2 protein-coding genes are annotated in these 499 nt (G+C 34.7%); one reads left to right on the forward strand and one right to left on the reverse strand.

From position 1 onward, the window contains the following. Window positions 1-78: hypothetical protein (locus IHO40_RS06275; RefSeq protein ID WP_458695348.1), on the reverse strand; the 78-nt coding region annotated here is incomplete at its 3' end. A 133-nt stretch (window positions 79-211) separates the two neighbouring features. On the opposite strand from IHO40_RS06275, the gene IHO40_RS05305 reads away from it, so the two are divergent. Then, a complete protein-coding gene (locus IHO40_RS05305; protein WP_225537099.1) occupies window positions 212-496 on the forward strand; it encodes a hypothetical protein in 285 nt (94 codons plus the stop codon). The last annotated feature ends 3 nt before the right edge of the window (window positions 497-499 follow it).

Genomic DNA, 499 nt, shown 5'->3' on the forward strand with positions numbered 1-499 from the left:
CTCAACTATAAGGTTGACCTCTTTTATTAGCTTATTATACAACTTAAGATCTACTCCTGATTTAGCATAAGTACTCATAACCTTTACACAAATTCTACGATTACTAATACTACATTAATAACCTGGCACAAAAAGTACAACGAAACTTTCTCTCAATTGACTATTATATGTCTACTAATATAGGGTAACCTAAATCATTTACAATTGTCTAATGAACAAAAACGTGTTGTTGATAACAGAGCTACTATCAGGACGACTACTTCATGACTTTGCTAACTCTATGAATGGGATAATGTTTGCCTTAGAAGAGCTTGAGACAAGCGACAAGAACGAAGCTGGCTCGTGGAAGGAAGCATTGTCATTGCTTAGGGAAAGTTCTGATGATTTTATGCACAAACATAAAGTTATGAAACAGGCATACTATTCTTCAGCAGATAACCGCAGCTTCGACCGAACCAAACTGAATATCGAGAACTATCTACTAAAAAAAAAATAACAC

It is taken from the genome of Wolbachia endosymbiont of Mansonella ozzardi, assembly GCF_020278625.1.
Taxonomy (GTDB): domain Bacteria; phylum Pseudomonadota; class Alphaproteobacteria; order Rickettsiales; family Anaplasmataceae; genus Wolbachia.